This is a genomic window from Pseudokordiimonas caeni, from assembly GCF_026719705.1.
Lineage (GTDB): Bacteria > Pseudomonadota > Alphaproteobacteria > Sphingomonadales > Kordiimonadaceae > Gimibacter > Gimibacter caeni.
Map to the genome: position 1 here is coordinate 190308 of NZ_JAPPRR010000002.1, position 22896 is coordinate 213203.

A 22896-nucleotide genomic window follows, 5' to 3' on the forward strand; every position below is an offset into this window, starting at 1 on the left:
ATCAGAGCCGCAGGTCCTGCGTATAGAATTGCTCGTTCCGGAAAATAGTGGCGAGGATGCGTTCCTCGGTTTGCGTCAGCATGTCGTGGATCACGGTCCTGATCCGGCCGGGCTCGTCGCATTTCATCACTTCGATGGTCATGCCCTGCTGCTCGCTTGAATAGGGCAGACCCTGCTCGGTCTTCAGATACAGCCAGTAGATCCGCATGGCGATATCCTCCAGCTGCCGCACCCAATCAAGCATCAGCGGATAGCCGACGTTTTCGCAAAGGGCGAGGTTCATTTCCTTGTTCTTCTTGAGGAAGGCGAGTGCGGTTTCATCGTCCTTCATCACCTTCATCGCCTCGATCTCGCGGTTCAGCCGGTGCAGCTTGTCGAAATCGGCACGCGGGCCAGTGAGCGAGAAGATCGAGGGCAGCAGCATCTTCCTGAGCGTGAAATTCTGCTTGATATCGAGAAGGGTCAAGGGTGCCACAATGGTGACACGCGGCGACACGGATACAAGGAAATGCTTGGCGATCAGGCGTTCGATCAGGTTGCGGGCCACGGTGCGGCTGATGCCAAACATGTCGCTCAGGATATTTTCCGAGACCTTCTGGCTCGGCGCCAACTTCTGCGTGACGATGGCATCCATGATGGCCTCATAGGCCACGCGGGCATCCTCGTTCTGCAAATCGTCCGTCTGCACGTCTTTCCTTTCCTACCGCATTGCCGGTTCGTCCTCTATAGCCCCTCGGCACCTGCTTACAACAGGGAAAGTCGCCCGTGTGCCATTTTAAGCTGCTATATACATATATAACACAGCCATAATGTGCTTGTAATGGATATTAATGCAGCTAAACTCGCTTGCGAAGTGGAATGGGCCCGGAGGAAACAATGAAAAATCTGAACCGCCTGATCATGGCCGGCACCCTTGCCGCGCTTGTCGGCCTTGCACCCGCAAAGGCCGCGGAAACCTACGATATCGTTATTTCAGGCGGCCGGGTGGTGGACCCCGAAACAGGGCTCGATGGTGTCCGCAACGTGGGCATCAAGGGCGACCGGATCGCCGCCGTCAGCGAAAAGGCTCTGAAAGGCACTCGCACCATCGATGCGAAGGGCCGCGTGGTCAGCCCCGGTTTCATCGACATGCACGCCCACGGCCAGAGCATCCTTGCCGGCCGGGTGCAGGCGCTGGACGGCGTCACCACCGCACTTGAGCTTGAAGCCGGGATGCTGCCGGTTGGCGACTATTACAAGCGCCTCGCCGCCGAGGGACGCCCCATCAATTACGGCGCCTCGGTCAACTGGGCGAACGCCCGCATCGCCACCTTCGCCAATCTGGAGCCCAAGGACGATCTCGCCTGGTTCGAGGAAGCCTTCGCCCGCCCGGATTGGCAGCAGGAAGTCGCCACCCCCGAGCAGTTGGAAAAGATCACCGCGATGGTGAAAGAGGGCCTTGATGAAGGCGGGCTCGGCGTCGGTATCCTCATCGGCTATGCCCCCGGCACCGGCCACAAGGAATTCTTCGCCATCAACAAACTGGCGGCCGAACGCGGAATGCCCACCTTCACCCACGCCCGTTATCTTTCGATGCTGGAGCCCAAAAGCTCGTTCGAAGGCATGCAGGAAATCGTGGCCGCTGCCGCCGGCACGGGCGCGCACACCCATATTGTTCATATGAATTCGATCAGCCTGCGCGACACCGATATCATCGCTGACCTGATCTCGAACGCCCAGAAACAGGGCCTGAAGGTAACCACAGAAGCCTACCCCTACGGCGCTGGCGCAACCGGCATCGGGGCCGCCATGTTCCGCGAAGACCGCTGGCGCGAACGCCTTGGCGGGGTTGATGCCTCCAACTTCGATGTGAACGGCAAGCGGCTGACGGAGGAAGAGTTCGCCCGCCTGCAGGCCGAAGCCCCGGCCACCGGCACCGTCATCCATTTCATCGAGCTTTCCGACCCCAAGGACATGGCCATCCTGTCAAAATCAGTGCTGTTCCCCGGCGGTGTGATCGCCTCGGACGGCGGCGACTGGCTGGTGGACGGCAAGCCGATCCCGCAGGAAACATGGCCGCTTCCCGAAAACGCCTGGAGCCACCCACGCAGCGCCGGCACCTATGCCCGTTTCCTGCGCATGTATCTGCGCGAGCAAAAGGCCGTCAGCCTGATCGAGGCGATCCGCCGCGTGAGCTATGGCCCCGCCCATATCCTTGAAGACGCCGTTCCGCAGATGAAGCTGAAAGGCCGCATCCAGAAGGGCGCCGACGCCGATATCGTGATCTTCGATCCCGAAACCGTTGGCGAACAGTCGGACTTTGACCATCCGGGCCGCACCTCCACCGGCTTCAGCCATGTGATCGTGAACGGCACGCTACTCGTGAATGACGGCGAGCTGGATACGAGCGTTCTGCCCGGCAAGCCGGTGCGCAATGCAGTGAAGGCGAAGTGAGCCTTATGAGCGCCTTTCGCACCTACCTGCTGCCGGGGCTGATGTTCCAGTCGGTCGTCATCGGCGGCGGCTATGCCACGGGGCGCGAGCTTGTGGAGTTTTTCTTCGCCAGTGGTCCGGTGGGCGGGCTTCTTGGCCTTCTTGTCGCCGGGCTTTGTTTCGGCATCGTGCTGGCCGCCGGCTTCGAGTTCGCGCGGGTGACAGGTGCCTATGATTACCGGCATTTCTGCCGCGCGCTTCTGGGGCGCGGCTGGATAGTGTTCGAGATCGCCTTCATGGCGCTTCTGCTCTTGATCATGTCGGTGATCGCTTCTGCCGCCGGGGAACTGGTCTCCCTCAGCTTTGGCCTGCCGCCACTTGCCGGGACAATGGTGCTGATGGCGCTCATCGCCCTTCTCACCTTCTATGGCACCGAGACGATCAAGCGCGTCCTCGCCTTCTGGTCCTTCGTGCTGTACGCCGTTTACATCCTCCTTTTCATTTTCGCCTTCACCCATTTCGGCGACACCATCGCCGGGGTTTATGAAAACGCCGACGCGGGCAAAGGCTGGCTGAAGGGCGGCATCCTTTATGCCGGCTACAACCTCGCCGTCCTGCCTGCTGTGCTGTTCGCCGTGAAAGGACAGACAAGCCGGAAGGAGACCGTCACGTCCGGCCTGCTTGCCGGCGCCATTGCAGTGATCCCGGCGGTTCTTTTCTTCATCGCCATGATGGCGCTTTACCCGGCAATCGGAAACGAGCCCGTGCCCGCCGCTGCGCTGATGGCGGCGCTTGATGTGCCGGGCTTCGGCATCCTTTTCCAGATCGTCGTTTTCGGCACCTTTGTCGAAACCGGAACCGCTCTTCTCCATGCCGTCAACGAACGACTGGACAGCAATTTCACCGAAGCCGGAAAGACCCTGCCCCGGCGGGCCCGGCCGCTTGTCGCCATCGCCGTCATTGCCGCTGCCATCCTGGCCGGAACCTCTTTCGGCATCATCGACCTGATCGCGCGCGGCTATGGCTTCCTCACCCTTGTTTTCATCGGCGTCCTTGTCCTGCCGCTCCTCACCAAAGGGGTGTGGCGGGCTTTCCAGACACCGAATCCCTGAAGGAAAAGAAGAATGAAAACCGTTGAACTCAAAGCCCCCTATCTCATCTTCACCGGTAGCGAATCGCGCCCGACCTACGCCAAAACCGGCGCCGGCCTTGTCGAATGGCGGCGTGAGCTGTGCCTTGGCCACCTGCGCCTGCCCGGCGGCACACTGGACCTCGGCCTGCCGGACATGACCGTGGCAGAGGCCAAGGCGGCGGGCATTCGCTCGCTGGTCATTGGCACCGCGCTCGTCGGCGGTCGGATCCCCGATGACTGGCTCGATATCCTCGAGGAAGCTGTCCTTCTGGGCCTCGATATCGTCGCCGGCGTCCATTCACGGCTCGCTGATATTGAACGGCTGGCGAAAGCGGCGGCCAAGTCAGGCGCATCCCTCATCGATGTGCGCGTACCGCCCCCCGTCCTCCCTGTCGGCACCGGGAAAAAGCGTAGTGGCAAGCGCCTCCTCACCGTCGGCACCGATTGCGCCGTCGGCAAGAAATACACCGCCCTGCAGCTAGAAAAAGACATGCGGCGCGCCGGCCTGAAGGCCGATTTCCGCGCGTCCGGGCAAACCGGCATCATGATCGCGGGTCAGGGCCTGCCGATCGATGCCGTGATTTCCGATTTCGTGTCGGGCGCGGCCGAGCTTCTTTCGCCCGATAATGATGCCGACCACTGGGACGTGATCGAAGGCCAGGGCGGCATCTTCCACCCCGGCTATTCGGCGGTCACGATGGGGCTCCTGGTCGGCTCGCAGCCCGATGCCTTTGTGGTTTGCCACGAGGCTGGCCGCACCCATATCGAGGGCTGGGAAGATTTCCCCCTGCCCACCATCGAAGCGGTGATCGAACGCACCATCCTGATCGGCCAGCTGACGAACCCGAACATCACCTGCGCGGGCGTCAGCGTGAACACGTCGTCGCTGTCGGCAGATGAGCGCGGCAAATATCTCGCCGATCTTTCTGAGCGGCTTGGCCTGCCATGCGTCGATGCCCTCAAAACCGGGACCGACGCCATCGTCGCCCGCCTTGAAAAGCTGAAGGTGGGCGCATGATGCAGAATACTGCGACAGGCCCCCTTAAGGTCGGGATCGAGAAGGTTTCCTTCCCGCTGAAGAAGCCTTTCACGATCACCGGCCATACCTTCACCGAAACCGACGCCGTGCATGTGACGCTCATGTCAGGCGGCGTCTCGGGGCGCGGGGAAGGCAACGGCGTCTATTATCTGGGCGACACGGTCGAGGGGATGATGAAGCAGCTTGAGGAGGTCGCGCCGCTTGTCGAACGCGGCCTCAGCCATGAAAGCCTCCTTGATATCCTGCCGGCCGGCGGCGCGCGTAACGCGCTTGATTGCGCCTACTGGGATCTGACAGCCAAGCAAACGGGTGTGCGCGTCTGGGACCGGCTGAACATTCCGTTCAAAACCCGCCAGACCTTCTTCACCATCGGCATCGGCAGCGCGGACGAAATGGCAAAGAACGCCGACGCCGCCGGACGCTACCCCAATATCAAGATCAAGCTTGATGCCGATGACCCCGTCGGCAAGCTCGCTGCTATCCGCCGCGCGCGGCCTGATGCCCGCCTCATCATCGATGTGAACCAGGGCTGGAGCTTCGACGAACTGAAGGAATACGCACCGGCCTGCGCCCATCTTGGCATTGCGATGATCGAACAGCCCCTGCCGCGCGGCGGTGACGAAGCGCTTGAGGGCTACCGCTCGCCCGTGCCGCTCGGCGCAGATGAAAGCTGCCTTGATGCCGGTGAATATGCCACCGCCGCCCAGCGCTACGATGTCATCAACATCAAGCTCGATAAATGCGGTGGGCTTTCGGCGGGGCTCACCCTCGCCGGCCTCGCGCGCCGCGATGGCAAGCAATTGATGGTCGGCAACATGACAGGTTCGTCCCTGTCGATGGCGCCTTCCTATGTGATCGCCCAGTTTTGCGACTTTGTGGATATCGACGGACCGCTCCTGTTGGCAGCGGACGTTGACGCCGCCCTGGCCTACGGCCCTGACGGCACAGTGGAGGTGCCCCCGGCTGCACTTTGGGGGTGAATTATAAACAGGGACGGGGCGACGACCCCGGGGAAGAAGTGAGGAAACCGATGAAACAGAGGATACGCACCCTATTCGCGGCTCTCGGCATGGCGGCAGCCCTGCCCGGCGCCGTCATGGCCCAGGAGGCGGCAACAGAGGCCGCACCTGTGGCCGAAGCGCCCGCCAAGGCAGAACCCTATCCGGGGCTTGCCACCTTCGTGGACGGCATGCTGGCAACCCAGCTTGATACCATGGAAATCTCGGCGGCGACCATTTCGGTCGTCAAGGACGGCGAACTGATCTTTGCCCGCGCCTATGGCATGCAGGATATCGAGGCGGACGTGCCGGCCACCGCCGAACGCTCGCTGTTCCGCATCGGCTCCACTTCCAAGCTGTTTACCTGGACTTCAGTGATGCAGCAGGTGGAAGCCGGCAAACTGGACCTTGATGCCGATGTGAACACCTATCTCACCGGTTTCCAGATCCCGGCAACCTTCCCCGAACCCATCACCCTGCGCCATATCCTGACGCACACGGCAGGTTTCGAGGACGGCGCGCTTGGCTTCCTCATCGGATATGACACCGACAAGATGCTGTCGCTGCAGGACGCGATGGCGAAGCATATCCCGATGCGCGTCAACAAGCCGGGCGCCTATACGTCCTATTCGAACTATGCGACCGCCCTTGCCGGGCTCATCGTACAGAATGTTTCGGGCATGCCCTTCAACGAGTATGTGCAGACCCACATCCTTGATCCGCTTGGCATGCAGAACACCACCTTCGAGGAACCCCTGCCCGAGCGCCTGAAGGATGGTCGCACCGTCGGCTACAGCCGTGAAATGGGTGCGCTGAAGCCGGAACGGTTCGAGCTGATCGCCGGCTTCGCCCCCGCAGGTTCGGTCTCCTCGACCGCAACCGACATGGCCCGCTTCATGATGGCGCACCTGCAGGACGGCGAGCTGGACGGCGCCCGTATCCTGAAGCCCGAAACCGCACGTCAGATGCATTCGGTGATCTTCCAGGGCGACAAGCGCCTCGGCGGCATGGCCCATGGTTTCTATGAGGAATATGTGAACGGCCACCGGCTGATCGGCCATGGCGGCGACACCAACCAGTTCCACACGAACTTGCTGATCGACAAGGACGAGCAGCTCGGCATCTTCGTATCCTACGCCACAGGGTCGGACACCAAGGGCCGCAACACCTTCGTCGAGACCTTCTATGACCGTTACTATCCGGTGGAACTGGCGAAAATCACCCCGCCCGCCGATTTCGACGAGCGCGCGGCACGCTATGCCGGCTCCTACAAATTCTGGCGCCACAATGCGAGCACGATCGAGAAAGGCATTTCCATCCTCATGAATGACGTGGAAGTGGCACCGACCGGTGAAGGCACGCTCTTCCTCGCCGGGCTCTGGGGTCCGCAGCAATATGTGGAGATCGACAAGAACCTGTTCCGTCAGGTTGACGGCCAGCGCCGCATCGCTTTCATTGAAGACGCTGACGGCAATGTGCAGGATCTTTATATCGACGGCCTGCCCTTCATGTCGCTGAGCAAGGCACCGGCCTTTGAATCCAAACTCTTCAAGCAGCTTGTGCCGGGCTTCGCGCTCATCCTGTTCCTCACCGTCTTCACCGGCTGGCTTTACCGCCGCAAGGAATACAAGACGATGCAGCCGGGCGAGCGCGCGGCCATCCGCTTCTCGCTCGCTGTGGCGGGTGCCAACTGGCTCTTTGTCCTTGGCCTCGTGATCGTCATCAGCATCTACAAGGAAACGCTGTTTGAAGGCATCCCGTTCGCCTTCAAGGCCAATCTGGTGCTGCCGATCCTCGCTACGCTCCTGACCATCGGTGTAGTTTATCACGCGGTGCAGGCATGGAAGCAGGGCTACTGGCGAATTGGCCGTCGCGTGCATTACACACTCGTGGCGCTCGCCTCTGTCTATATGGTCGTCTTCTATTATTACTGGAACATTCTGGGCTTCCAGTACGCGACCAACTGATGAAGGGGGCGGCGGGGGCCTAAAGCGCTTCTGCCGCCACGCTCTATTCCCTCGTCTTGACTACGAATTGCTCAAATTGGTCGCATACAGTTGTAGCCGCGCTGTGAAAGGCTTCCAGAGTTTGCCTAGCACTTTTGCGTTCTAGGATTCCAGGGTTCCCGAACACAAGATCGGCCTGAATCATTGAGTCCCGTGTTTGTACCCAGCCCCTTGGGATATAGCCCAAAACCGTATCACCGTTTGGAAGAGATTGTTCTCGAAACTCCGGCGGCCGTCTCGCCTCCGCTGTTCCTCGCAAGTCAGGCGCGCGAAAGCGTAGAACCCCGCCAAATAATGTCAAATGTGTCGCATGCTTGCTGCTGGCAGCAATATCAGTCACTTCTCGAAGGATTGCTCCCTCCACGCCTGCTGGGAAGCGGCCCGTATGGTCCTCAACGTGCCCACCGCCGTATAGACCTACATTGCGGATAATCCCTTTGCATTGCTCAGGCATATTGAGCTTTTGCAGAGTGTTGTTGAGATCCTCAATATCCTTAGCAAAGGGATAGGCTGGCCACTCTCGATACTTCCTTTCATCAAATCGTGCTCCCAACGCTGCCTGTAGGGCGTTCATGGATTGATCTAAGCTGTGACGGATGTCCAGTATCGCGTGTGTAACACCCTTTAGAACGAAGTCAGGCGCTGGGCCTATACGCTTGACGATCCACACATAGTCGCCTGTCACAGGATTTAACTCCATTACTGGCTGAAGTGCGCCGCGTTGGAGAAAGTCTTGGGATTGTTCAATCGCGCGGTCAATGTCTTCCCGCGCCCAGCGCAATGAACGACGAGGCGTTTCAAAATACGATAGAACTGGGTCTGCCATCCAATAATTCCCAATCTGGACACATCTCTGCCGTTGATCCTGCTATGGAGCGCTCAACATACCCAAGAAAAAGTCCATAGCTGGCGGCAATGTTACAGCGCTTCTGCCGCGGCCCAGCCGCTGGCCCAGGCCCACTGGAAGTTATAGCCGCCCAGCCAGCCGGTCACATCGACGCATTCACCAATGAAATGGAGGCCGGGCACCGCTTTGGCCTCCATTGTTTTGGAGGAAAGGCCGTCCGTTGCCACCCCGCCCCTTGTGACTTCCGCCTTGGCGAAGCCTTCGGTGCCGGTCGGCGTGATCTTCCAGCTTTTGGCGAGCGAGGCGATGCGGGTGATTTCGGCAAACGAAAGGCCGCCAAGCGGCTCGTGGCCCGCGCGGGTATCGCCTGCCAGCGTATCGACGAAGGCGGTGGCGAACCGTTCGGGCCACTGGCGGGCGGCCCATGTTTTCAGCATCTGTTTGGGATGCGCCTGCCGCTCGGCCTTCAGCGCACCTTCCACATCCGGCATGTCGGGCAAAAGGTCGATCTGCACCGCTGTGCCGGGCGACCAGTAGCTTGAAATCTGCAGGATCGCGGGGCCGGACAGCCCCCGGTGCGTGAAGAGCAGGTTTTCCCGGAAGGCAGCCTTGCCGATCGAGACCCGGCAATCGACCGCAACACCGGCAAGCGGCTTCATGAGCGCGAGGTCACCGGCGGCAAAGGTGAAGGGCACAAGGGCGGGTCCCGGCGTCACGATGGAGAGGCCGAACTGACGGGCGATGTCGTAGGCCCAGCCGGTGGCGCCAAGCTTCGGGATCGAAAGCCCGCCTGTCGCCACCACCAGCTTCTTGGTGGCGACCGCTCCCGAGCCGGTTTCCAGAAGAAAGCCATCGTCCGACCGCGTCACCTTGTTGACCGCTACGCCGGTTCTGATCTCGGCGCCGTTTGTGGCACACTCGGCAAGCAGGATTTCAAGGATGCGGCCCGCACCCGCGTCCGAGAAAAGCTGGCCGAGCTTTTTTTCGTGCCACGTGACGCCGTGTTTGGCGAGAAGGTCCATGAAGTCATGGGGCGTATAACGCGCAAGGGCAGATTTGGCGAAATGCGGGTTCGATGAAATATAGGCCGCCGGCCCCGCTTCCTCGTTCGTGAAATTGCAACGCCCGCCGCCGGAGATCAGGATCTTGGCCCCCGGTTTGGCGCTGCGCTCGATCACCACAACCCGCAGGCCGCGCGCGGCTGCCGCTTGCGCACACATCAGCCCGGCAGCCCCGGCACCAACGATGACGGCGTCATAATTTTTGGGCGCAGCGGGCATGGAACGCTCCTTCAAGGGCCGGGATGCGGTTTTCTAGCGGTAAAGCCACAGGAATGAAAGGATTGGGTTGAACAAGATTATGCAGGCGCTAGTATCCGATTGGCCATAACCGCGAGCTCCGCAGTTTCGGAGCGGCGTTTGTTTGTATTTTATTAAGCTGGATGGTGTACAGGGGCAAAGGGCCCTCTCGGGCCGTGTATCGTTTCCAGCCTACAGCAGAGGGGGTTGCTGCGCTCATGAGCACGCAAAACGCCAAATCCGAAGCCCGTATTTTCAGTATTCGCAACCTGCTGATCGTCAGCACCGCGCTCCTCATGCTCGCCGTGGGTGGACTGACGGTGAACATGATGTTCGACGCCATGGACAACCGCGCGAAGGCGGAACTTTCCATGGAAGTGAACCGTGTGGTTGACGACCTGGCCCAGCTCAAGATGGCTGTGGCCGGCGAACGCACCGCCGCACTGACCGGCCTCGGCTTCGAAGGTATTCCCCCTGAAAGCTTCCTCAAGAATGTGCAGGCCCAGCGCCGTGCCGTGAAGGGTGCCTATGAAAAGGCGCTCACCGACATGGATATGTTGCCGCCGTTTGACCGCCGCGAAGCCGCCGTCGCAAAGTTCCAGAAAGCTTACAAGGCCTACAGTGACCTTGAAGCACCGCTCGCAGATGAACTCGGCAAGGCGAAGGACGCGCGCCAGATGCGCACCCGCACCGTGTTCAACACGCTTGGCGACCTCATCGATGCCGCTGCCGAACTGCGCGGCGCGATCGAGACCGCCTACAATATCGACAACAGCCGCATCGTGGCGATGTCCCGCCTGAAGCAGCAGCTGTGGTTCATGATCGAATATTCGGCTCGCGAAAGCGCCTCGATCGGCGAAAGCATCGCCGCTGTTGAAAAGATCGGCGATATCCAGCTCCTGCTCGTTTCCAAATATGGCGGCTCGGTTGACGCTGCCTGGCAACAGGTGAAGAGCCTTGCCGGATCCGGCAAGCTGCCGGAAGGCATCCGCGACAAGGTCGGCGCCATCGAGAAAGGTCTTTTCGAGGACTTCACCCGCGTGCGCGACAGCATCTATGCGGCATCCGATACCGCCACGACGCGCACCGAAGTGATGGACGATTTCACCGAAAAGACCATCACCATCATCAATTATCCGATGTCTGCCGAGGAATGGGTCGCTGCCGCCAACAAGGCTTCAGCCCCGGTTCTGGCCATGAGTGCAGAAGCCGACAAGTTCGCGCTGGCGCTTAATGAGGAACTTCAAAGCGATGCAAACGCCGCTTTTGTCACCTCGCTTTTCATCCTGATCCTGATCGCGGTGCTCGGCGCCGGGTCCTTCTGGGTTGTGCTGCGCCGCGTGGTGAAGCCGATCAACGAGCTCTCGAGCACGATGATGGTGCTGGCCGACGGCAACCTTGACGTGGAAGTGCCGAACGCCGACAGCAATGACGAGATGGGCGACATGGCCCGTTCGGTGCAGATCTTCAAGGAAAACGCCGTGGAGCGTCTGCGCCTTGAAGAACACCAGCGCCAGCGCGAGGAAGAAGAGCGTGCACGCCGCGAGGAAGAGGAACGCCGTGCCCGCGAGGCCGAGGAAGCCCGCCGCGAGCGTGAGGAAGAACAGGCCCGTGCCGCCCGCGAGGAACGCCGCCGCGCCATGCTCGAGCTTGCCGACCAGTTCGAAGCCTCGGTCATGGCCGTGGTGGAAGGCGTTTCGCGTTCGTCTGCCGAGATGGAAAGTGCCGCCCGTCGCATGGCCGAGACCGCCGAGGACACCTCGGGCAAATCGGATGTGGTGGCCCGCGCCGCCCAGCAGGCTAGCGCCAACGCCCAGATGGTGGCCTCGGCCGCCGAGGAACTGTCGGCATCGGTCCGTGAAATCACGACCCAGACCAACCAGTCATCGGCTTCGGCCCGCGATGCGGTGAACCGCACCGACAAGGCCTCGACCGACATCGCCCAGATGGTGGACGCTGCCCAGAAGATCGGCGACGTGGTGAACCTCATCAACGATATCGCCGAGCAGACGAACCTTCTGGCCCTCAACGCCACGATCGAAGCCGCCCGCGCCGGTGACGCCGGCAAGGGCTTCGCCGTGGTGGCAAGCGAGGTGAAGAGCCTCGCGAACCAGACCGCGAACGCCACGAAGGAAATCGGCGATCAGGTGGCCGGCATGCAGCAGGCCACCAAGCTTGCCGTAGACGCCATGAATGCGATCAAGTCGATCATCGGCGAGATCGACAGCACGGCTGTTTCCATCGCCTCTGCCGTCGAAGAGCAGGATGCCTCCACGCAGGAGATCGCGCGGAACGTGGGCGAAGTGTCGACCGGCACCGAGGAAGTGACCTCGAACATCCATGAAGTGAGCGAAGGTGCCACGCAAACGGGGGCAGCTGCAACGCAGGTGCTGTCTGCCGCCCAGCTCCTCTCGCAGCAGTCGATCGAGCTGCGCGAGCAGGTGGAAAACTTCCTCGCCACCATCCGCGCCTGACGGCCCGGGACAAGACAAACAAAACCCGGGCGGTTCCATCACGGAGCCGCCCGGTTTCATTTTGCGGGTTATCAAACCTGAGCACCGCCGGGACAGCGCAAAAAGGAAAGGGGCCCCGAAAGGCCCCGTCCGTGAATGCTGCCGATCAGCCTTCGCTTATTGCAGGCGCCACGAAAGCGGCAGCACGAAGGTGAGGTTTCCGTCCGGCACATCATCCGGCGGCGGCGGCACCGGGTTCATCCGGTCCATCATCTGCGGGATGGTTTCATCAAGGATCGCCTGCCCGGTCGGCTCCACGATCTCGTAATTCACGATGGCGCCCGAACGGTCGATCGTCAGGCGAACCTTCGCCGTGCCTTCCACTTCCTGCTGGATTGCAGAACGCGGATAGATGTGTTTGTCGATGATGTGTTTCACCATCGCCTTGCGCCAGGCGCCCACATCCGCCATCGCGTCGGGAACGCCGACTGTCGTCGCCGCCAGAACACCGGCGACCGCCAGGGCGGACAGGTGTTTCAGTCCGGAGACTTTAAAAAAGCTCATGCCACTCCTCCACATTTCAAGGCCGTTTGCCCCAAGCCTATGAGAACATCGTAAACAGATAATAAACAGCGGGACAATGCAAGGGCTTCGCAGCTATTTCCATACATTTCCTTCTTGCGCAGGGCAGCAACTTGACTATAGTGCCGACCGCACCACCGCCCCGCCGCTCGGGGCAATGTGGATCATGATTGTTGCGGAGCGATGGCCGAGCGGTTTAAGGCGCACGCCTGGAAAGCGTGTTGGGGGGCAACTCCCTCGAGGGTTCGAATCCCTCTCGCTCCGCCACTATGAAACGAGCCCCCTCGCGGGGCTTTTTTTATGGCTGATGGTGTGGACTAGCGCTCTGTCTGCAAACAATATTTCAGGAACCGGCTTCCCTCATAGTCAACCTCGCCCACAAACGTGGCGCCGAGACGGGCGAGAGCCCCGAGCCGGGTGCGCGAGGGCGGCAGCAGGAAAGAGACATAGGGAATGCGACTGTCAGCCCGCGCGAAGGCAAGCGCCTGTCGCATGATGGCGGGGCCCAGTCCGAAGCAATCGGGCCTCAGCACCAGTCCGAAATCCCATTCATCCCCTTCCTTCTGGAATCCGCCCCAGCCGACATAAGTGCCGTCCTTCAGGAAAGCCCAATGGCCGAGCCCGTCGCGCCACCATGAGGCTTCCTTCGCGGCCACAAAGTCGGCGATCCGCGCCTCATCCCACGCGTAGGTGAGTAGCGGCATGTGGCGGGCAAGCCGGGGGTCAGACATATGCGCCATCAGCTCGCCCGCCGGAATTTCCGGCAGGCGCGCGAAGGTGATTTCCCCACCACTATTCTTCATCACGTCACATCCTCCCTCAACGAGACGAGACTGTGACTGGCAGGAGATGACCCGGCGGGCAAATCACCGCCGATCAACAGCCTGTGTCGTCAGCCCTCCGCAGCCCCGCGCCCTTTGGCGAGATAGGGCAGCGCGAACAGGTAAAGCCCGCTGAACAGAAGCATGAAAAGTGGCAACAGGGTCAGGAAGCCGAGCCAGGCGACCTGTTCCCCCACGAAGCCCAGGGCGACGAAATTGGCGATCACCATCAGGGTGAAAGCGATCGACATCCAGCGGTGAAACTGGCGAATCCAATTGTTGAAATTCATGGGCCCTCTCCCCTTCATCAATCAATGCGGCCAAGCAGTGCTTCAAGCTGCGTGAAGAAATTCGCCCAGCCATATTGCGCGCCGCGATAAGCCTGTTCCTGATCCGGGCGGAAGCCCGTCTGTTCCATCTTCAGATGCGTGCCCTTCGCGGTCGGCGTCAGGGTCCAGGTCACGATGCTTTCAAGCCCCATGGCATCCCACGTGTAGCAAAGCGAAGTTTCGGGTTCGATCTCCAGCACCTTGCAATCCACCGAACCCCAGTCGCCGTGCAGCTTGAAGCGATGACCCGTGCTCGGCACGAAGTCGTTCTTCATCAGCCAATCGGCAATCAGGTGGGGCTGGGTGAGCGCACGCCAGATTTTCTCGGGCGGATATGCGATTTCGCGCTCCACCACCACGGTGCGGGTTTCGGTCATTGGTCCATCCTTTTCAAAAGGTCTTCAAGATCATCGAAGCGCGCTTCCCAGAAGCCGGCCATTTCACGCGCCCAGTCCACAAGGGGGCCAAGTGCCGTGAGATCGGCCCGATAGTGAGTCTGGCGGCCTTCGTGGCGGTCCCGCACAAGCCCCGCTTGCCGCAACAAGGCCAGATGCTTCGATACAGCCGGTTGCGACACCCCCGCATGCAGGGTGAGCGCCCCGACCGTCTGCTCGCCCTCGCGGCAGAGACGTTCGAAGATCGCCCGACGTGTGGGGTCGGAAAGCGTCTTGAAAAGATTATCCTGAAGGCTTGTCATGTTTACCCATAACTCATTGGTTATGGGTTTGACGTATAACCAGATGGTTATGCGATTGTCAACAGGGGACCTTGACCCGGGCTGTCCAGGGCCGCATCTTCCCGTGCGAGATCCGTTAACCTGTCGGGAGAGCATCCATGGAACGTCCGGATTATCCACTTGCTGGCACTTGCCGCTGCGGTGCTGTCGCCATTGAAATATCAGCCGACCCGATCATGACGGCGGCCTGCCACTGCCGGGGCTGCCAGCAGATGGCAGCGAGCGCCTTTTCACTGACCGCCATGGTGCCTTCGCCGGCCTTCCGCGTGACCAAAGGCGAGCCCGTAAAGGGCGGCATCAAGGGGCCGGAGCTCGACCATTATTGCTGCCCGGATTGCCATTCGTGGATGTTCACGCGGATCAAGGGCATGGATGCCTTCGTCAATGTGCGGCCCACGATGTTCGATAACCCGGTGTGGAGCCGCCCCTTCATTGAAACCATGACAGCGGAAAAGCTCGACTGGGCAACAACCCCCGCACGGCACAGCTATACAGGCTTCCCGCCGGTGGAGGATTATCCGAAGCTGATGGCAGAGTTTGCAGACGCGCGCTAGGCGCCTCAGCCGTTCTCTTCTTCATCGAGAAGAGCGCCGAGCCGGTCGAGGCGGCGTTCCCACAGGGTGCGGCGTTCGCTGAGCCAGCGTTCGGCAGTCGCAAAGGTTTCGGGCATCAGGTGGCAGGTGCGCACCCGCCCCTGCTTCTCGGTGCGGACAAGGCCGCTTTCCTCAAGCGCCTGAATGTGTTGCACGACGGCCGCAAGCGACATATCGAGCGGCCGGGCGAGATCGGACACCGACGAAGGTTGGCGGCTGAGCGCATCAAGGATTGCCCGGCGGGTGGGGTCGCCAAGCGCCTGGAAGATGCGGTCCACCTTCGCCGGTTCCATCCCGGCGCCGGTCACAATGTGCCTTCAAGGAAACGGGCCAGCCGCTCGATCAGGTCTTCCCAGCCCTGACGGCGCATCTCGATCCCGTCGCCGCCCGCAAAGAAGGCCGCCTGTTCGGTGAAGATGAGCTTCGAGCCGGTGCCATCGGGCAGGAATTCGACCGTTGCGAGCGAGGATGATATCCGCGCCTCCCCGACCGTCATCGTGTAGGCATTCACGATGCGGGCGTCTTCAACGATGTCCATATAGACGGTATCGTTGATGCAGGGCGTGCCCTCCTCGATCGGCTTGTCCGCCACAAAGCGGAAACAGGCGCGCTCGGTGCCGCCCACGCGGAAATCCATGTCGAAGGAATCGACGTGGAAGCCCGTGCTTTCCGCAAACCAGCGGCGCTTTTTCGCGGGATCGCGGAAGGCATCGAAGGCCTTGGCGGGGCTCGCCTTATAGTGGCGCACAATCGTGAAATTGCCATGGGTGACGGTCGGATCGGACATGATTTTTCCTCGCTGAATATTGTTAAGTTGATACTTAACTATACAAACATCAGGAATCAGTCAAGTGATAACTTAAGTATCATTACAGGGCCGCCGCCAACGAGATGAGCTTGGTGACCGTATTGATATTGCGGGAGGTGCCATTGTTCGCCGCCGGCACCTGCAGCTTCGATGCCGCCATGCCGTCGCCGTAGAAGATGTAAATCTCGCGCTCGCCCAGCACGATCTGCTCGTCCAGCTGATGGCGGACGCGCGTGAGCGTATCGGCGGGCGGTGCCTCATTGAGGAAGGTGACGAGCGTGCGGTTGGGGGCTGCATCCGGGAACGGATTGGCCGCAAGGGCGGCTGCCATTTCATCGGGCTTCCGGGTGATCACGCCAACGGGTTTGCCTGCATAGGCCAGAAGCCTCGCTTCCAGCGCCTGCCGCACCTCGGGCTCCGCGAGCGGGCTTTTGAACAGCACATTGCCGCTGGCGATGTAGGTCTTCACATCCCGGAACCCGATTTCCTCGCACATGGCCTTCAGCTCCGCCATCGGCAGCTTGCCGGTGCCGCCCACATTCACGGCGCGCAGGAGCGCGATATAGGTTTGCATTTTTCTTGCCCCGTCTTTTCCTCGCTGGGGACGAGTATGGCGGGCTCAGGCCCCTTGAAGCAAGGCGAGTGTCTTCTCGTCCGGCTCGCCGCCATAGAAGGCCTCAAGGGCCGCCAGGAAAAGATAGGTATCCTCGGGCTCGCTGGCAGCCTCGCGGAAGAGCGTCATGGAGGACCGGAATTTCATGGCATCCACCTCGCCAAGGATCGTCTTGGCCGATTTGTCCGTATGCCCCAGCATCAGGCGGGTCATGTGGCGCAGGCGGGAACCCAGCACAGGGTGGCCGAGATAGGCTTTCGCTTCATCCAGCGAGCCGATGGCATAGTCGGCCGCCATGGTGCTGGCGCCAAGCCCCGCGACCTGCGGGAAGATATACCATATCCAGTGCGTCGCCTTGCGCCCGGCCGTGAGCTCCGCCTCCACACGGTCGATCACCGGTGCCTGCGCCTTGACGAAACGGTTGAGATCGAAGGAATCCATGTCTCATCATAGCAGAAAGCCCCCGCTTTGTGCGGGGGCTCTCCGGATTTTTCCTGTAGCCGTGCTCAGGCGAGGTCGAACCGGTCGGCGTTCATCACCTTCACCCAGGCGGCCGCAAAGTCCCGCACGAATTTTTCACGGGCATCATCCTGTGCGTAAAGCTCGGCGATGGCGCGCAGGATCGAGTTGGAACCGAACACCAGATCGATCCGGGTGGCGGTCCATTTCACCTTGCCGGTCTTGCGGTCGCGGATCTCGTAAAGATTGTTCGCGGCGGGCACCCATGTGTTCGCCATGTCCGTGAGGTTGACGAAAAAGTCGGTCGTCAGCGCCCCTTCGCGCGCGGTGAAGACGCCATGTTTCGTGCCGCCATGGTTGGTGCCCATCACCCGCATGCCACCCACAAGGACGGTCATTTCCTTGGCGGTGAGGCCCATCAGCTGAGTGCGGTCCAGCATCAGTTCTTCCGGGCTGACGGCATAATCCTTCTTCAGCCAGTTCCTGTAGCCATCGTGGATCGGCTCCAGCACGTCGAACGAATCCGCGTCGGTCTGCTCATCCGTCGCGTCGCCGCGGCCTGGCGCAAAAGGCACACTGATATCGAAGCCAGCCGCTTTTGCCGCCTGTTCGACCCCGAGGTTACCGCCAAGCACGATCACATCCGCAACGCTCGCACCCGTTTCCTTCGCGATGCCCTCATAAATCTTAAGGACCTTCGCGAGGCGCTTTGGTTCATTGCCTTCCCAGTCTTTCATGGGCGCGAGCCGGATGCGGGCACCATTGGCGCCGCCGCGCATGTCCGATCCCCGAAAGGTGCGGGCGCTATCCCATGCCGTCGCCACCAACTCGCTGACCGAAAGGCCGGCTGCGGCGATCCGCGATTTCACATTGCCGATGTCATACTGGCGGTTGCCGGCGGGCACCGGGTCCTGCCACAGCAGGTCCTCCGTCGGCACATCGGGGCCGATGTACCGGGCTTTCGGCCCCATGTCGCGGTGCGTCAGCTTGAACCAGGCGCGGGCGAAGGTTTCGGAGAAATAGTCCTGATCCTTGGCGAAACGCTCCGAGATTTTCCGGTACGCCGGGTCGACCTTCATCGCCATGTCAGCGTCCGTCATGATCGGCATGCAGCGGATCTGCGGATCTTCCACATCGACCGGCATGTCTTCGGGCTTGATCGAGACGGGCTCCCACTGCCATGCGCCGGCCGGGCTCTTTTTCGATTCCCATTCATGGTTCAACAGCATCTTGAAATAGCCGTTGTCCCACTTGGTCGGGTGCGTGGTCCAGGCCCCTTCAAGGCCGCTCGTCACCGTATTGCGGCCGATGCCGCGCGACGTCTTGTTCAGCCAGCCAAGGCCCTGGTCTTCAACCGGGGCGCCTTCAGGGTCGGGACCAAGGAGGGCGGCGTCGCCGTTGCCGTGCGTCTTGCCGACGGTGTGGCCACCGGCGGTGAGCGCCACGGTTTCCTCGTCATTCATCGCCATGCGGGCGAAGGTGACACGCACGTCCTTGGCCGACTTCATGGGGTCGGGCACGCCGTTCACACCTTCGGGATTCACATAGATGAGTCCCATCTGCACGGCAGCGAGCGGATTTTCGAGGGTTTCGCGGTCCTCGCCGTCATAGCGGCTGGAGCCCAGCCAGTCTTTCTCGGCGCCCCAATAGGTATCCTTTTCAGGGTGCCAGATATCCTTGCGGCCGAAACCGAAACCGAAGCTTTTCAGGCCCATCGATTCGTAAGCCATGGTGCCGGCAAGGATGATGAGATCGGCCCAGCTGAGGCGGTTACCGTATTTCTTCTTGATCGGCCACAGAAGGCGCCGGGCCTTGTCGAGGTTGGCGTTATCGGGCCAAGAATTGAGCGGCGCGAAGCGCTGGTTGCCGGTGCCGCCACCGCCGCGTCCGTCCGCCGTGCGGTAGGAACCCGCCGCGTGCCACGCCATGCGGATGAAAAGGCCGCCATAATGGCCCCAGTCGGCCGGCCACCAGGGCTGGCTGTCGGTCATCAGGGCCTTCAGATCAGCCTTGAGGGCTGCCACATCCAGCTTCTTCACCTCTTCCGCATAATCGAAATCCGGGCCCATCGGGTCGGTCTTGGTGTCGTGCTGGTGGAGGATGTCCAGGTTAAGCGCCTTCGGCCACCAGTCCATGACATCGCTGCCCTTCGAGGTGTTGCCGCCATGCATGACCGGGCATTTGCCCGCCGTGCGACCGTCACTTCCATCCATCATGATATCCTCCTTCAGGCATCGCTGCTGCACCAGATGATGCGGGGGTTAAAATCCGGGCACCGAGTGAATCGGTGCGAATTCCTGTTAACCGGCATGCTCGAGACAGATACGGGCGAACAGCACACCGCCGTCCGGCATTCGGCCATGGGCTCCGGTCGGGTCAATGCTCGCAGACAGACACTATAGCGTCCAATTGAGTGGCATTGTGACTGTGATCAAGTTTCCCGATGAAAAAAGGCCCCCGCGAGATGCGGAGGCCTTTGCCTTGTCGATTGCAGGAAGGGGATCACTCCCAGCCGCAGGTGCGGTCCTTGTTCTGCTCGTCGAGCCATTCCTTGAGCGGCGCGAAGTAAGCAAGCACAGCGGACGCATCCATCTGGCGGGTGCCGGTGAAGGCTTCAAGCGCGTCAGGCCACGGCTTCGAGGCACCCATCGCCAGCATGGCCTTCAGTTTCTCGCCCACTTCCTTGTTGCCATAGAAGCTGCAGCGATGCAGCGGGCCTTCGAACCCGGCCTGCTCGCACGCAGCCTTGTAAAGCTGGAACTGCAGGATATGGGCAAGGAAGTAACGGGTGTAAGGCGTGTTGCCCGGAATGTGGTACTTGGCACCCGGATCGAAGTCCGCCTCAGTGCGCTCCACCGGTGCCGACAGGCCCTGATACTGGCGGCGCAGTTTCCACCAGGCGGTATTATACTGGTCCGGCGCGATTTCGCCGTTGAAGACACCCCAGCGCCAGCGGTCAACCATCAGGCCGAACGGCAGGAAGGCCACCTTGTCGAGCGCCTGTTTCAGCAGGAGCCCGGTATCGGCCGAGGCATCCGGCTCCTTGTCCAGAAGGCCAAGCTCCACGAGATAGGCCGGCGTGGTGGACAGCGCCACCGCATCGCCGATCGCTTCGTGGAAGCCATCATGCGCGCCGCCGCGGAACAGGATGCTCTGCGGTGCATAGTTTGTGTAATAGAAGATGTGGCCAAGCTCATGATGCATGGTGCGGAAGTCTTCACCCGTCACCTCGGTGCACATCTTGATCCGAACGTCGGAGGTGGTGATATCCCAAGCCGACGCATGGCACTGCACATCGCGGTCGCGCGGCTTGGTGATCAGCGACCGTTCCCAGAAGGTTTCCGGCAGTTCAGGGATGCCGAGCGAGGTGAAGAACTGCTCGCCGGTCTCCGCGATCTTCATCGCGTCATAGCCCTTCTCGTTCAGAAGCGCCGTGAGGTCATAGCCCGGGTCGGCGTCGCCCGTGGCCACCAGGTCGAAAATCTCGCCCCATTGCTGCGCCCAGACGTTACCCAGAAGATGCGCCGGGATCGTGCCATCTTGGGGCATGGTGCGGCTGCCATAATAGTCGGAGAGCTTGGCGCGCACATGGCACTGCAGCGACTGATAAAGCGGCTTCACTTGCCCCCACAGGCGCTCGGTCTCCGCCGTGAAATCGTCGGCCGGCATGTCATAGCCCGACCGCCACAGCGCGCCGGTGTCGGCAAAGCCGAGGTCGCGCGAGCCGGCGTTCGCCAGTTCCACCATGCGGGCATATTTGTCCTTCATGGGGGCCGAGACCTGACGCCAGCCTGCCCACACGTCCTTCAGTTCTTCCGGGTCGCGGCTATTTGCCATGATGCGGATGATGTCGCGGTCATTCAGGCAGGTGCCGTCTTCCTTGCAATATTTGCCGGTGGCATACATGGAATCAAGATCGGCCTTGATGGTGGCAAGCTCGGACGCGAGCGCCGGGTCGGACGGGGCCGGGATGGTCAGGCCCTGCTTCATGATTTCAAGCTTGCGGCGGGTTTCGGCGTCCACTTCCACTTCGTTGAAGCGGGCGGCATCCTTCGCCAGTTCCATCGACAGCGCGGTGGAGGCCTCGTCGGCGCGGGCGGCAAGGAAGCTCGTATCCACGGTCACGAAATTGGCCTGCACCCAGGCGGCGCGGGCGGCATATTCGCGGTCGGTTTCGAGCCGGGCTTCGGCGTCGGCCACAAAGGCCATGGCTTCGGCGGCGGTCGGCGCGGCGGGTGCCTTTGCCTCTTCCTTCTTGTCACCGCACGCAGCAAGGGCGGCGGCAAGTGCAACGGCAATCGCAAGCCGCGAAACGCTGGCTGGTCGTATCATGATATCCCCCTGGAAATTTGTTTCGGTTGAAACACACTTCACGGTAAAGGCACCGACCTTGTCAATGCCCCGTGCGGCGAACCGACGCCAAAAACTTATGGCCTGCGCGGCCGCAGCCCGCTAATGCCGGCGGGCGATGGCGGCGTGTTCGGTTTTGCCATCCATCAGCCGGGCGAAGGCATCGCGCTTCACATGCACAAGTGTCGTGTGGTCGCCCGCTTCGAAATAGATGTCCTCGATGCCATCAAGCCGTTTGTCGACAATCGTGCGCATGTCGTAGGCAGTGCCAAGCGCGGGCACGGCACCGGGGTCGCAGTCCGGGAACATACGGCTGGCTTCGTCCTCGCTCGCGAGGCCCAGCCGTTCATCCAGCCGGTGGCTAAGTTCGGCAAGGTCGATCTGGTGCGAGGCGGGGACCACGGCCACCAGATAGCCGCGATCGGATTTCAACAGCACGCCCTTGGCAAGCTCGGCACCCGGAATGTGGGCGACGCGGGCAATGCGCTGCGCCGTGACCGCACGGTCATGCGGCATCAGGTCGAAGGCGACACCTTTCTTCTCCAGATAGGTCTGGATGGTGGGGGAAACGGACATTCTCGGCCTCCTCTGGGTCGGGGGTTCAGGACCAGTCGGACGCAATACAGATGTCGGGGAAGCATATCATAGAAGCCCCGACAATCCCACCTGCAGGTTGAGGGAGACGGACGCGCAATCACACTGTAGGCTCTGCCCATTGACCGGAAGGGGGAGCCACTAATGGCGCTGACACTGCATTATCATCCGCTATCGTCTTATTGCCACAAAGCGCTGATCGCCCTTTACGAGCTGGACGCCCCCTTCACCCCCGCCATCCTCAACCTGATGGACCCGGCGGAGCGCGAGCGGTTCCTGAAAATCTCGCCCATGGGCAAGATGCCGGCACTGGAGGACACAACGCGCGGCGAAACGGTCACCGAATCGTCGATCATCATCGAATATCTGGACCAGCATTATCCGGGCGCGCGGCCGCTGCTGCCGACCGACGCCGACACCTGCCTGATGGCCCGCAAGATGGACCGGGTTTTCGACCTGTATGTAATGACACCCTTACAGAAGATCATCGGCGACGGCTTCCGGCCTGAAGACGGGCGCGACACCATCGGCGTGGCTGAGGCGCACGCCACACTCAAGGCGGCCTACGGGATGCTCGACCGGCATTTCTACGGCCGCACATGGGCGGCAGGCGAAAGTTTCAGCCTTGCCGACTGCGCGGCCGCCCCGGCCCTGTTCTATGCCCGCACGCTCGAACCCTTCGGGGAAGATAACGACCTTCTCGCCGCTTATTTCGAGCGGCTGTGCGAACGGCCATCCTTTGCGCGCGTCCTTATGGAAACCAGACCCTGGTTCCATATGTATCCGCGCGTCGATGCCGTCGAAGCCCGGTTCCTGGCCGACTGAC

General features: G+C 61.2%; 23 protein-coding genes and 1 tRNA gene. 9 read left to right on the top strand and 15 right to left on the bottom strand.

Translation table 11 applies throughout. The features are described 5' to 3' along the window. Position 1: 1 nt before the first annotated feature. A complete protein-coding gene (locus OU694_RS09570) occupies positions 2–688 on the bottom strand; it encodes a GntR family transcriptional regulator (protein ID WP_308910776.1) in 687 nt (228 codons plus the stop codon). 188 nt (positions 689–876) lie between these two features. On the opposite strand from OU694_RS09570, the gene OU694_RS09575 reads away from it, so the two are divergent. The 5 genes from OU694_RS09575 to OU694_RS09595 are packed head-to-tail and all read left to right on the top strand — an operon-like array spanning position 877 to position 7548. Next, positions 877–2433 (top strand): amidohydrolase family protein, encoded by a 1557-nt coding sequence (locus OU694_RS09575; RefSeq protein WP_308910777.1) that lies wholly within the window; start codon positions 877–879, stop codon positions 2431–2433. A 5-nt stretch (positions 2434–2438) separates the two neighbouring features. Beyond that, positions 2439–3524, top strand: a complete 1086-nt coding sequence (locus OU694_RS09580; protein WP_308910778.1) for a YkvI family membrane protein — start codon at positions 2439–2441, stop codon at positions 3522–3524. A gap of 12 nt (positions 3525–3536) precedes the next feature. Next, on the top strand, positions 3537–4562 hold the full coding sequence (locus OU694_RS09585; RefSeq protein ID WP_308910779.1) for an N-acetyltransferase DgcN family protein: 1026 nt from the start codon (positions 3537–3539) through the stop codon (positions 4560–4562). After that, complete coding sequence (locus OU694_RS09590; RefSeq protein ID WP_308910780.1) at positions 4559–5563, top strand: dipeptide epimerase; 1005 nt, start codon at positions 4559–4561, stop codon at positions 5561–5563. Before OU694_RS09585 ends, OU694_RS09590 begins: the two co-directional genes overlap by 4 nt. A 50-nt stretch (positions 5564–5613) precedes the next feature. Continuing rightward, entirely contained in the window at positions 5614–7548 is a 1935-nt protein-coding gene (locus tag OU694_RS09595; RefSeq protein WP_308910781.1) for a serine hydrolase domain-containing protein, read from the top strand. A 43-nt stretch (positions 7549–7591) separates the two neighbouring features. Here OU694_RS09595 and OU694_RS09600 read toward each other — a convergent pair whose 3' ends face one another. Both OU694_RS09600 and OU694_RS09605 read right to left on the bottom strand, forming a co-directional pair. Further along, entirely contained in the window at positions 7592–8413 is an 822-nt protein-coding gene (locus OU694_RS09600) for a hypothetical protein (protein ID WP_308910782.1), read from the bottom strand. A gap of 92 nt (positions 8414–8505) precedes the next feature. Continuing rightward, positions 8506–9714, bottom strand: a complete 1209-nt coding sequence (locus OU694_RS09605; protein WP_308910783.1) for a BaiN/RdsA family NAD(P)/FAD-dependent oxidoreductase — start codon at positions 9712–9714, stop codon at positions 8506–8508. Between the two features lie 236 nt (positions 9715–9950). Here OU694_RS09605 and OU694_RS09610 point away from each other — a divergent pair, with 236 nt between their 5' ends. Then, positions 9951–12206: a methyl-accepting chemotaxis protein gene (locus OU694_RS09610; protein WP_308910784.1), complete on the top strand. Its 2256-nt coding sequence runs from the start codon at positions 9951–9953 to the stop codon at positions 12204–12206. Positions 12207–12362: 156 nt separating this feature from the next. On the opposite strand, the gene OU694_RS09615 is transcribed toward OU694_RS09610, so the two are convergent. Continuing rightward, complete coding sequence (locus tag OU694_RS09615; RefSeq protein ID WP_308910785.1) at positions 12363–12749, bottom strand: energy transducer TonB; 387 nt, start codon at positions 12747–12749, stop codon at positions 12363–12365. A 195-nt stretch (positions 12750–12944) separates the two neighbouring features. On the opposite strand from OU694_RS09615, the gene OU694_RS09620 reads away from it, so the two are divergent. Then, positions 12945–13034, top strand: a tRNA-Ser gene (locus OU694_RS09620). A gap of 50 nt (positions 13035–13084) precedes the next feature. Here OU694_RS09620 and OU694_RS09625 read toward each other — a convergent pair. The 4 genes from OU694_RS09625 to OU694_RS09640 all read right to left on the bottom strand — a co-directional run bounded on the left by OU694_RS09625 (position 13085) and on the right by OU694_RS09640 (position 14614). Further along, positions 13085–13570, bottom strand: coding sequence for a GNAT family N-acetyltransferase (locus tag OU694_RS09625; protein WP_373460348.1), 486 nt, complete (start codon positions 13568–13570; stop codon positions 13085–13087). A gap of 89 nt (positions 13571–13659) precedes the next feature. Next, a complete protein-coding gene (locus OU694_RS09630; protein WP_308910787.1) occupies positions 13660–13878 on the bottom strand; it encodes a hypothetical protein in 219 nt (72 codons plus the stop codon). 17 nt (positions 13879–13895) lie between these two features. Then, the gene (locus OU694_RS09635) at positions 13896–14294 is read right to left on the bottom strand and encodes an SRPBCC family protein (protein ID WP_308910788.1); all 399 of its coding nucleotides are present in this window, start codon (positions 14292–14294) and stop codon (positions 13896–13898) included. Next, positions 14291–14614 carry an ArsR/SmtB family transcription factor gene (locus OU694_RS09640; protein ID WP_308910789.1) on the bottom strand — a complete coding sequence of 108 codons (324 nt, stop codon included), beginning with the start codon at positions 14612–14614 and terminating at the stop codon, positions 14291–14293. The genes OU694_RS09635 and OU694_RS09640 overlap by 4 nt, the downstream gene beginning before the upstream one ends. A gap of 137 nt (positions 14615–14751) precedes the next feature. Here OU694_RS09640 and OU694_RS09645 point away from each other — a divergent pair, with 137 nt between their 5' ends. Further along, the gene (locus OU694_RS09645) at positions 14752–15207 is read left to right on the top strand and encodes a GFA family protein (RefSeq protein ID WP_308910790.1); all 456 of its coding nucleotides are present in this window, start codon (positions 14752–14754) and stop codon (positions 15205–15207) included. 5 nt (positions 15208–15212) lie between these two features. Here OU694_RS09645 and OU694_RS09650 read toward each other — a convergent pair whose 3' ends face one another. The 7 genes from OU694_RS09650 to OU694_RS09680 form a co-directional block, all read right to left on the bottom strand. Next, positions 15213–15539, bottom strand: coding sequence for an ArsR/SmtB family transcription factor (locus OU694_RS09650; RefSeq protein ID WP_373460349.1), 327 nt, complete (start codon positions 15537–15539; stop codon positions 15213–15215). 11 nt (positions 15540–15550) lie between these two features. Then, positions 15551–16033, bottom strand: a complete 483-nt coding sequence (locus tag OU694_RS09655; protein ID WP_308910792.1) for an SRPBCC family protein — start codon at positions 16031–16033, stop codon at positions 15551–15553. Between the two features lie 82 nt (positions 16034–16115). Further along, positions 16116–16628: a DUF1697 domain-containing protein gene (locus tag OU694_RS09660; RefSeq protein WP_308910793.1), complete on the bottom strand. Its 513-nt coding sequence runs from the start codon at positions 16626–16628 to the stop codon at positions 16116–16118. Positions 16629–16673: 45 nt separating this feature from the next. Continuing rightward, positions 16674–17108 carry a DUF1810 domain-containing protein gene (locus OU694_RS09665; protein WP_308910794.1) on the bottom strand — a complete coding sequence of 145 codons (435 nt, stop codon included), beginning with the start codon at positions 17106–17108 and terminating at the stop codon, positions 16674–16676. A 65-nt stretch (positions 17109–17173) separates the two neighbouring features. Further along, positions 17174–19339, bottom strand: a complete 2166-nt coding sequence (gene katG / locus OU694_RS09670; RefSeq protein WP_373460350.1) for a catalase/peroxidase HPI — start codon at positions 19337–19339, stop codon at positions 17174–17176. Between the two features lie 289 nt (positions 19340–19628). Beyond that, positions 19629–21458 carry a M2 family metallopeptidase gene (locus OU694_RS09675; RefSeq protein ID WP_308910796.1) on the bottom strand — a complete coding sequence of 610 codons (1830 nt, stop codon included), beginning with the start codon at positions 21456–21458 and terminating at the stop codon, positions 19629–19631. Positions 21459–21578: 120 nt separating this feature from the next. Further along, the gene (locus OU694_RS09680) at positions 21579–22052 is read right to left on the bottom strand and encodes an aminoacyl-tRNA deacylase (RefSeq protein ID WP_308910797.1); all 474 of its coding nucleotides are present in this window, start codon (positions 22050–22052) and stop codon (positions 21579–21581) included. 162 nt (positions 22053–22214) lie between these two features. On the opposite strand from OU694_RS09680, the gene OU694_RS09685 reads away from it, so the two are divergent. Then, positions 22215–22895 (top strand): glutathione S-transferase family protein, encoded by a 681-nt coding sequence (locus tag OU694_RS09685; RefSeq protein WP_308910798.1) that lies wholly within the window; start codon positions 22215–22217, stop codon positions 22893–22895. The last annotated feature ends 1 nt before the right edge of the window (position 22896 follow it).

Coding starts and splice junctions, on each gene's coding strand:
- OU694_RS09615 (WP_308910785.1), bottom strand. CDS start 12,749: ATGAGCTTTTTTAAAGTCTCCGGACTGAAACACCTGTCCGCCCTGGCG.
- OU694_RS09625 (WP_373460348.1), bottom strand. CDS start 13,570: ATGAAGAATAGTGGTGGGGAAATCACCTTCGCGCGCCTGCCGGAAATT.
- OU694_RS09610 (WP_308910784.1), top strand. CDS start 9,951: ATGAGCACGCAAAACGCCAAATCCGAAGCCCGTATTTTCAGTATTCGC.
- OU694_RS09660 (WP_308910793.1), bottom strand. CDS start 16,628: ATGCAAACCTATATCGCGCTCCTGCGCGCCGTGAATGTGGGCGGCACC.
- OU694_RS09635 (WP_308910788.1), bottom strand. CDS start 14,294: ATGACCGAAACCCGCACCGTGGTGGTGGAGCGCGAAATCGCATATCCG.
- OU694_RS09680 (WP_308910797.1), bottom strand. CDS start 22,052: ATGTCCGTTTCCCCCACCATCCAGACCTATCTGGAGAAGAAAGGTGTC.
- OU694_RS09655 (WP_308910792.1), bottom strand. CDS start 16,033: ATGTCCGATCCGACCGTCACCCATGGCAATTTCACGATTGTGCGCCAC.
- OU694_RS09580 (WP_308910778.1), top strand. CDS start 2,439: ATGAGCGCCTTTCGCACCTACCTGCTGCCGGGGCTGATGTTCCAGTCG.
- OU694_RS09605 (WP_308910783.1), bottom strand. CDS start 9,714: ATGCCCGCTGCGCCCAAAAATTATGACGCCGTCATCGTTGGTGCCGGG.
- OU694_RS09585 (WP_308910779.1), top strand. CDS start 3,537: ATGAAAACCGTTGAACTCAAAGCCCCCTATCTCATCTTCACCGGTAGC.
- katG (WP_373460350.1), bottom strand. CDS start 19,339: ATGGATGGAAGTGACGGTCGCACGGCGGGCAAATGCCCGGTCATGCAT.
- OU694_RS09645 (WP_308910790.1), top strand. CDS start 14,752: ATGGAACGTCCGGATTATCCACTTGCTGGCACTTGCCGCTGCGGTGCT.
- OU694_RS09630 (WP_308910787.1), bottom strand. CDS start 13,878: ATGAATTTCAACAATTGGATTCGCCAGTTTCACCGCTGGATGTCGATC.
- OU694_RS09600 (WP_308910782.1), bottom strand. CDS start 8,413: ATGGCAGACCCAGTTCTATCGTATTTTGAAACGCCTCGTCGTTCATTG.
- OU694_RS09595 (WP_308910781.1), top strand. CDS start 5,614: ATGAAACAGAGGATACGCACCCTATTCGCGGCTCTCGGCATGGCGGCA.
- OU694_RS09675 (WP_308910796.1), bottom strand. CDS start 21,458: ATGATACGACCAGCCAGCGTTTCGCGGCTTGCGATTGCCGTTGCACTT.
- OU694_RS09685 (WP_308910798.1), top strand. CDS start 22,215: ATGGCGCTGACACTGCATTATCATCCGCTATCGTCTTATTGCCACAAA.
- OU694_RS09665 (WP_308910794.1), bottom strand. CDS start 17,108: ATGGATTCCTTCGATCTCAACCGTTTCGTCAAGGCGCAGGCACCGGTG.
- OU694_RS09575 (WP_308910777.1), top strand. CDS start 877: ATGAAAAATCTGAACCGCCTGATCATGGCCGGCACCCTTGCCGCGCTT.
- OU694_RS09650 (WP_373460349.1), bottom strand. CDS start 15,539: ATGGAACCGGCGAAGGTGGACCGCATCTTCCAGGCGCTTGGCGACCCC.
- OU694_RS09590 (WP_308910780.1), top strand. CDS start 4,559: ATGATGCAGAATACTGCGACAGGCCCCCTTAAGGTCGGGATCGAGAAG.
- OU694_RS09640 (WP_308910789.1), bottom strand. CDS start 14,614: ATGACAAGCCTTCAGGATAATCTTTTCAAGACGCTTTCCGACCCCACA.